This is a genomic window from Micromonospora sp. NPDC003776 (assembly GCF_053605645.1).
In genome coordinates, this window is record NZ_JBSGJR010000345.1 from 1 (window position 1) to 7,472 (window position 7,472).

A 7,472-nucleotide genomic window follows, 5' to 3' on the forward strand; every position below is an offset into this window, starting at 1 on the left:
CCGCATCGAGCCGACGTCGGACCCGGCCTCCGGCTCGGTGGTGCAGAACGCGGCGACGGCCGGCTCGTCGACGTCGCCGAAGCACTGCGGCACCCACTCGACGAGCTGGTCCGGCGTGCCGGCGCCGTAGATGGCGGCGACCGCGAGGGAGGTGCCGAAGATGCTGAGGCCGATGCCGGCGTCCCCCCAGAAGAGCTCTTCGCTGGCGATCGGGAGGGAGAGGCCGGTGGGGTCGGCCCAGCAGGTGGCGAGGAACTCGAAGCCGTAGAGGCCGACCTTGGCCGCCTCCTGGATGATCGGCCAGGGAGTCTCCTCCCGGGCGTCCCACTCGGCCGCGGCCGGGCGCACGACCTCGGTGGCGAAGCCGTGCACCCAGTCGCGGAGGTCCCGCTGTTCCTCGTTCAGGTCGAGCGAGAACTCGGCCATGGTCAGGCCTTGGGGATGTCGAAGAGGTTGGCGATGTTGGCGGCCAGGCCCAGGTCACCCTTGGCCTTCAGCTTGCCGGTCATGAACATCATGACCGGGTTGGCGCCACCGGAGACGATCTTCAGGAACTCGACCGGGCCCATGGTGAGGCTCAGCTTCGGGTCCCGGGTGGGGGTCTCCGAGACGGTGCAGGTGCCGTTCTCGATGACGATCTCGTAGGTGTCGGTGCCGCCGTCCGGGCGACCGGTGATGTTCCAGTGGATGACCGCGTTGGTCGAGCCGGCGCGGTCGGCGCGGAACAGCGTCGGCATCCGGTTGAAGACCTCGCTCAGCACCTTGCCGCGCAGGTCGCCCGACATGATCTCGGCGATCTTGTCGTCGGGGGTGGACTTGACCAGCTGCGCGAACTCCTTGGGGCCGACGTTCGCGAAGTTGGCCGGGTCGAAGTCAGTCATGGGGGATGCACCTCTCGGAGCGGGGCCGACTTTGGTTACTCTGGCGTAACCTTACGCACGAGTAGGTATGCTCGCAAGGGTGTCCAGCACACCCACCTTCAAGCGCCTGCCGCGGGCCGTACGCGAGCAGCAGATGCTCGACGCCGCGGTCAAGGTCTTCTCCCGCCGGGGCTTTCACGCCGCCAGCATGGACGAGATCGCCGACGACGCGGGCATCTCCAAGCCGATGGTCTACGCGTACCTGGGGACGAAGGAGGAACTCTTCGTCGCCTGCCTGCACCGGGAGGGGACCCGGATGATGGAGGCCATCGCCGGGGCGGCCGCCCCCGACCTGCCCGCCGACGAGCGGCTCTGGCGCGGACTGCGCGCCTTCTTCGGCTTCGTCGGCGCGCACCGGGACGGCTGGGCGGTGCTCTACCGGCAGGCGCGCGGCTCCCAGCCGTTCGCCGGTGAACTGGCCACCATGCGCGACCGGCTGGTCGAGGTGGTGGCCGGCATGCTCGACCACGCGCTGCGGGCCAAGGGGCGGGAGGTCGGCGCCACCGACCTGGAGGTCGTCGCGTACGCCCTGGTGGGCGCCACCGAGTCCCTCGCGGACTGGCTCGCCGACCATCCGGAGGCGGACGCGGAGAAGACGGCCACCCGGATGATGAACGTCGCCTGGCTCGGTGCCGACCAGCTCCTGCGCGGCGTCACCTGGCACCCGCCCGCCGACTGACCCAGCCCGCCGACTGACCCGGCCCCGCCGGCCGCGGGGTCGGCGTCGCAGGTTGCGGCAACGCGCCCCATCCGCGCCCGCCGGAGCCCACGGGTTGCGGCAACACGCGCCATCCACGTCGGCGGAGACCGCGGGTTGCGGCAACGTGCGGCCTCCGGGGACGGGGAGGCCGCGGGTTGCCGCAGCCGGAGTCGATCAAGTCGGGTCAGCGGCGGAGGGCGGCCCGGCTGCGGGCCCGGCGGCGGGCCCAGCGGGCCACCTCGAACAGGCCCGTGGCCAGCAGCGACAGCCCGATACCGACGAGCAGCCCCTGGACGGGGTGGTCGGCGAAGGCCAGCCCGCCGAACCAGCCGAGCAGGCCACAGTAGACCGCCCAGCTGCCGCAGGCGAGCGCGTCGTACATCAGGAAGCAGCGCACCGGATAACGGACCGCGCCCATGGTCAGGGTGACCGCGGTCCGGCCGCCGGGGACGTAGCGGGCGGTGGTCAGGATCATGCCGCCGCGCCGGTCCACCGCCCGGCGGGCCCACTCGGAGCTGGCCCGCCGCCGGCTGTCCGCCGGGAGCTGGGCCAGCCGGTGCGCGCCGCCGCCGCGCCCGATCGCGTACGAGATGTGGTCGCCGACCACGGCGCCGAGCGCGGCCGCCACGATCACCGCGACCAGGTTCGGCTCCCCGCCGGCGGCGAAGACCGCGGCGGTGATCACCACGGTCTCGCCGGGTACCGCCGGGAAGAACGCGTCGACGGCGGTGACCGCGATGATCACCAGATACACCCACGGCGAGGTCACCGTCCGGTGCAGCAGGTCGAGCACGTCCGCCATGCCCCCATGCTCGGGGCTGCGGTGTTAGCAGGGGGCCCTTCCTATACAAAAGGCGTTAACAAGGGGCCCTTCCTTGTCCTCGGCGGCGGGGCCGTGCGAGGTGAGGAGGACCGGGGCGCCGAGGGCGGCCTCGACCGCTGCGGGCCAGTCGGCGGGCGGCGGTTCGTCGTAGACCGGGCGGGCCGCCAGCACGCGGGCGGTGAGCGCGGCCTGCCGATGCAGGTCACCGGCCGGGCCGGGCACCAGCCGGTCGAGGGTGTCGTAGCGGCGGCAGATCCGCAGCGCGGGGCCGGCCAGGTCGAGGTGGGTCAGCGCGAGCCCGTCCACCCCGCCGGCCACGTCGAGGGCGTACCGGTGGGCGACCGCGTCGAAGTGGCCGAACCGGAAGCGCCCCTGCCAGGGGTTGGTCGGGTTGCGCGGGTCGGTGAACGGCAGCGCCCGGTCCTCGGTGACCAGCGGCCCGGGTCCGTGCCGGGTGGTGGTCACCCGCAGCACCCCGAGCCGCTGCGCGCTGCCGGCCAGGCCCGCCTCGGCGAGCAGTTTCTCCGCGTTCGCGAACGTGGTGGTGCTCCAGGTGGTGTACGGGTGGAAGCCGTGCCACTCGTCGAGCAGCACCCCCTGCGCCCCCTCGAAGACGCAGGTCCCGGCGCGCAGCACCCCGGCCAGGTACGTCCGGTCGACGATCGCCACCCGCCCGGCGAACCCGGCGTACGCGGGCAGGCAGTCCTCGACCGGCGGGGCGTCCAGCGGGCCCAGCTCGGCGGTGAGCCGGTCACGCAGCGCGGTGAGACGGCGACGCAGCACCGCCGGGCGACGACAGTCCGCCACCCGGGGCGCCTCGTCTGGGTGGGCGAGGCCGTACGCCACCGCCTCGCCCACCCCCAGCCCGCAGGAGCCGTGCCGGTCGGCTCCCCGGGCGATCTCCCGGGCCCGGTTGGCGGCCCGGTGGTACGGCGTGGCCAGCAGCGCCTCACCGTCCACAGTCAGCCGGTCGAGTGCGTCGGGCACCCCGACGGAGGCGAGGTGGTCGGCCTCGGCGGCCAGCGCCAGCGGGTCCACCACCACGTGCCGCGCCAGGTGGGTACGCACCCCGGGGCGGAACGTCCCGGAGCCGAACTGCGCGAACGTGTGGTGCCGTCCGTCGCGCAGCACGACGTTGTGCGCCGCCTGCGCGCCCCCGTTGAACCGGACCACCGTGTGCACCGGCCGGCTCGCGCAGAGCCAGTCCACGACGGTGCCCTTGCCGGCGTCGCCGTAGCCGAGGTCGACCACCAGCACGTGGTTCACAGCCGGGTCACTCCCGAACCGCTCCCCGCCACCGGCAGGGTGGCCACCTCGGCGCGGCCGGCCCGGTCCAGCCGGGCCAGGGCCTTGGAGACGGTCCGGCCGGCCGTCGAGCCGGACCGGTCCAGGTCGCGCAGCCCCTCGTCCAGGTCGATGGCCTGCTCGCCGAGGCCGACGGTGAGCGCGATGGTCTCGCAGACCGCATCCAGGTCGTCCAGCTCGACGGCCTGCTGCCCGAGCAGGCCGCGCCAGAAGTCGAGCACCCGCCGGTTCCCGGCGTACGCGCTGCCGGCCGGGAGCAGGTAGTAGGTGTCCCAGCGCCGGGTCACCTCGTCGACGATCTGCCGTACCGGCAGGTCCTCGCGCAGGTCGTCGCCGATCAGGCGGGCCACCTGCCGCCGGTCTACCCGCGGGTAGGCCAGCTCGTCGCCGATGATGAACAGGTAGCCGCGCCGGCCCCGCTTCTCCCAGCAGTCGGTGACCGTGTGCCGGGCCATGAAGTACAGCGCCAGCTCGTACGACTCGGTCATCTGCCCGCCGCCACCGCCCTCCAGCACGATCCGGCCGAGGTCGTCGTCCATCCGGTTGTCGGACTCGAACTGGCCGATCTGCAGCGGCACCCGGTCGCAGGTGGCGTCGCCGATCGCGCCGAACATGAGCTGTGGATCGCGGGCGTACCCCTGGCGCAGCAGCAGTCCGAGCAGCTGCGGCAGCTTGGTCTGGAGCGCCCGGGGGACGTGGCCCATCGAACCGGTGACGTCGAACAGGACCGCGATGGCGGTCGACTGCGGGTGCTCCGCGGAGTCGCGGCTCTCCCGGACCACGCCGCGCGGGTCGAGCGCGGGGTGCACGGTGCGCGCCCCGCTGTCGCTGTAGGAGAAGGCGCTCGCTCCGGTGGCCCGCCGGTAGCGGTCGGCGGCGTCGTACACGTCGGTGGACCAGATTCCGCTGCCCATGACAGCCTCCCTAGGGATTGAGGGTGAAGGGTCGGAAGGTGCGGGGCCCGTAGAGCCGCTCCAGCGCCTCGTCGAGTTGGCCGAGCAGCCGCCAGGCGTCGTCCGGCCGGGCGGTGAGTTTCGGGCGCCGGCAGCCGGCCGCGAAGGCGCGCAGCTCGCGCGGGGCGCGGTCGGCCATCAGCCAGGTCATGCACCGGGCGGCCATGGCCAGGTCGGTGCCGGGGCCGGCGGGCCGCCGGCCGGTCACCTCCGCCGGGTACCAGTCCTCGTGGCCGGGGACCAGCGCCGGCACGGCACCCCCGTCGACCGCTGAGAAGCACCAGTCGACCAGCACCAGGCCGTGCCCGTTCGGCTCGATCAGCACGTGCCGGGGGAGCACCGCGCCGTGCACCACGCCGGCCCGGTGGGCCAGGCCGAGGGCCACCAGCAGCCGCCGCCACATCCAGGCCGCGTCGCGGGCGTCCAGCCCGTTCGGGTACGCCCGGCGCACCTCGTCCAGGCTGTGCAGCCCGGGTGCCGCGGCCACCACGTTGACCCGGCGTTCCGCCCCGCTCCCGGGATCGCGGACGGGGAACGAGTCGACCAGCCGGGGCACGTACGGCAGGTGGCGCGGGTCGCCCCGCTCCGCGATCAGCCGGAGGGCGCGCGCCTCGGCGGCCAGCAGGTCGTTGTCGGCGGGGCTGCGGGGCAGCTTGAGCAGCCGGTCCGCGCCGACGTCGTACAGGTCGGCCAGGTCCCCGGCGTACGCGATCCGGTGGAGCCGGTAGCGGCCCAGGGTGGTGCCCCGGCCGCCCCGCCAGCGGCCGGTGACGACCGTGAGGGCGTCGGTGGCGGCGGCGCGTACCTCGTCGTCGGCCGCGCCCAGCCGGTCGGGGTGCAGGGCCGCGACCAGCTCGCGGTAGCGGCGGGCGGGGGCCTCGCTGCCGAAAAGGTCGGCGTCGCCGCGGGCGGCGGCGACCAGTCGGATGGCCTCCTCGGTCCTCACCGCACCGTCTCCTCCCGGGCGGGGCGCAGCAGCGCCGGGTGGAGCAGCCGGGCGTCGCCGGCCCGGTAGAGCTTGGCCCGGGGGCCGCCCCGCGCGCCGCCGCGCTCGGTGCTGGCGCCGGTGCTCTCCACGAAGCCCGGTACGGAGAGCACCTTGCGGTGGAAGTTGCCCGGGTGCAGCGGGTGCCCCCAGACCGTCTCGTAGACCGCCCGCAGTTCGGTGATGGTGAACTCGGGGTCGAGGAAGCGGGTCGCGAGGGGCGTGTACTCCAGCTTGGCGCGGGCCCGCTCCAACCCGTCGTCGATGATCCGGCCGTGGTCGAAGGCGAGCTGCCGGCTGGTCAGCGCGGTCACCGGCAGCCAGACCGCGTCGTCGGCGTCGGTGCCGGCGGCCGGGTCGGGCAGGTCCGGGGCGAAGGCCAGGTGGGCGACCGAGACGATCCGCATCCGCGGGTCCCGGTCCGGCGCGCCGTAGCTGCCGAGCTGTTCCAGGTGCACCCGGTGCAGCCGCTCACCGCCGAGCCCGGTCTCCTCGGCCAGCTCGCGGCGGGCGCCGGCGGCCAGGTCCTCGTCGGGCCGGACGAAGCCGCCGGGAAGCGCCCAGTGTCCCTCGTACGGCGGCGCAGCGCGGCGGATCAGCAGCAGGTGCAGCGCGCCCTCGCGGATGGTCAGCGCGACCACGTCGACGGTGACCGCGACCGCCGGATAGTCCCGGGGGTCGTACGCGGCGAGGAAGTCCTGCTCGTTCACGGCGTCTCTCTCACTCTGAGAACAACTCACTGTGAGAACAACTTAGCGCACGAAAGAGGGGATGCCAAGCCCCTCTTTCCTCAGCGGACGGTGCCCACCAGGTGCGGCCGCCCGTCCCGCGCGCTGTGCAGGGCGAAGTCCCAGTCGGCGCCGGTCGCGGTGGCGCTGAAGGCCACCGTGGACGGCAGCGGCACCGGCAGCTTGAACGCCACGTCCACCGTGTACGCCTCCGGCAGCCGGCTCTCCAGCGCGGCCAGGCAGCGCGCCTTGCTCCACATGCCGTGCGCGATCGGCCGGGGGAAGCCGAACAGCCGCGCGCCCAGCCGGGAGGTGTGGATCGGATTGTGGTCGCCGGAGACCCGAGCGTAGTCGGTGCCGACCCTCGGGGTCAGCCGCCACCGCGCCGACGGGGCCGGCGGGGTCGGCCGCTCACCCCGGTCGCGCCGCGGGCCGCCGCCCGCCTGCCGCTCCCGCCCGAGGTACGTCGAGACGCCCCGCCAGACCTCCTCGCCGTCGACCGAGCCGACCAGCACCACGTCGAGCTGCCGGCCCCGCTCGTGCGGGCGCAGGTTCTCGGCGTACGTGCGGAAGTCCACGGTCTCGGGGGGGGGGGGCCGGCGGGGCGCCGGGGGGGGGGGGGGGCGCGCGGCCCCGGCGGCGGCCACCGCCACCTCGTCGGCGTACCGGCACAGGTCGGCGCGGCGGGCCGCCTCCTCGGCGGCCGGGTCGGGGACCACCTCCGGCGGGGCGTCCCGCTCCGGCCGGGCGACCAGCACGGCGAGGACGCCGAGGGCGAGCAGGAGCAGGGCGGACCAGATGGCGGCGGCCTCGGGAACGGCGGTGAGGAAGTGGTAGAGAACGGTCTTTTCCATGTCGGCACCTCACGGGAACGTCGTGGTGGAGAGGTCCGCACGGGCCCGGGGCGCGGCGCGCGACCGTCGAGGTGCGCCGCCGGGCCGCCGTCGGGCGGGTGCGGAGGTGAGGTTCGGTGGTACGCGAGGGCGGTCGGAACCCGCCCGTTGGTTCAGCGGGCGGGCGGGGCCCGGGCACCGACGGCCGCCGGGGCCGTCCCGACC

At 74.6% G+C, this 7,472-nt stretch carries 9 protein-coding genes; 1 reads left to right on the forward strand and 8 read right to left on the reverse strand.

The annotated features are described in order from the left end of the window. Both ACWEVO_RS24125 and ACWEVO_RS24130 read right to left on the reverse strand, forming a co-directional pair. A partial coding sequence (locus ACWEVO_RS24125; protein ID WP_452309790.1) for an acyl-CoA dehydrogenase family protein occupies positions 1-426 on the reverse strand: 426 nt, incomplete at its 3' end. 2 nt (positions 427-428) lie between these two features. Next, entirely contained in the window at positions 429-881 is a 453-nt protein-coding gene (locus tag ACWEVO_RS24130) for an SCP2 sterol-binding domain-containing protein (protein ID WP_452309791.1), read from the reverse strand. A 79-nt stretch (positions 882-960) separates the two neighbouring features. On the opposite strand from ACWEVO_RS24130, the gene ACWEVO_RS24135 reads away from it, so the two are divergent. Next, the gene (locus ACWEVO_RS24135) at positions 961-1,599 is read left to right on the forward strand and encodes a TetR/AcrR family transcriptional regulator (protein WP_452309792.1); all 639 of its coding nucleotides are present in this window, start codon (positions 961-963) and stop codon (positions 1,597-1,599) included. A 205-nt stretch (positions 1,600-1,804) separates the two neighbouring features. On the opposite strand, the gene ACWEVO_RS24140 is transcribed toward ACWEVO_RS24135, so the two are convergent. From ACWEVO_RS24140 to ACWEVO_RS24165, 6 genes are all read right to left on the reverse strand, one after another. After that, entirely contained in the window at positions 1,805-2,422 is a 618-nt protein-coding gene (locus ACWEVO_RS24140) for a DedA family protein (RefSeq protein WP_452309793.1), read from the reverse strand. 24 nt (positions 2,423-2,446) lie between these two features. Then, positions 2,447-3,709 (reverse strand): adenylosuccinate synthetase, encoded by a 1,263-nt coding sequence (locus ACWEVO_RS24145; RefSeq protein WP_452309794.1) that lies wholly within the window; start codon positions 3,707-3,709, stop codon positions 2,447-2,449. After that, the gene (locus ACWEVO_RS24150; protein WP_452309795.1) at positions 3,706-4,662 is read right to left on the reverse strand and encodes a hypothetical protein; all 957 of its coding nucleotides are present in this window, start codon (positions 4,660-4,662) and stop codon (positions 3,706-3,708) included. The genes ACWEVO_RS24145 and ACWEVO_RS24150 overlap by 4 nt, the downstream gene beginning before the upstream one ends. A 10-nt stretch (positions 4,663-4,672) precedes the next feature. Beyond that, positions 4,673-5,647, reverse strand: coding sequence for a serine/threonine protein kinase (locus ACWEVO_RS24155; RefSeq protein WP_452309796.1), 975 nt, complete (start codon positions 5,645-5,647; stop codon positions 4,673-4,675). After that, a complete protein-coding gene (locus ACWEVO_RS24160) occupies positions 5,644-6,396 on the reverse strand; it encodes an NUDIX hydrolase (protein WP_452309797.1) in 753 nt (250 codons plus the stop codon). Before ACWEVO_RS24160 ends, ACWEVO_RS24155 begins: the two co-directional genes overlap by 4 nt. Before the next feature lie 80 nt (positions 6,397-6,476). Beyond that, the gene (locus ACWEVO_RS24165; protein WP_452309798.1) at positions 6,477-7,268 is read right to left on the reverse strand and encodes a MaoC/PaaZ C-terminal domain-containing protein; all 792 of its coding nucleotides are present in this window, start codon (positions 7,266-7,268) and stop codon (positions 6,477-6,479) included. Between the last annotated feature and the right edge of the window lie 204 nt (positions 7,269-7,472).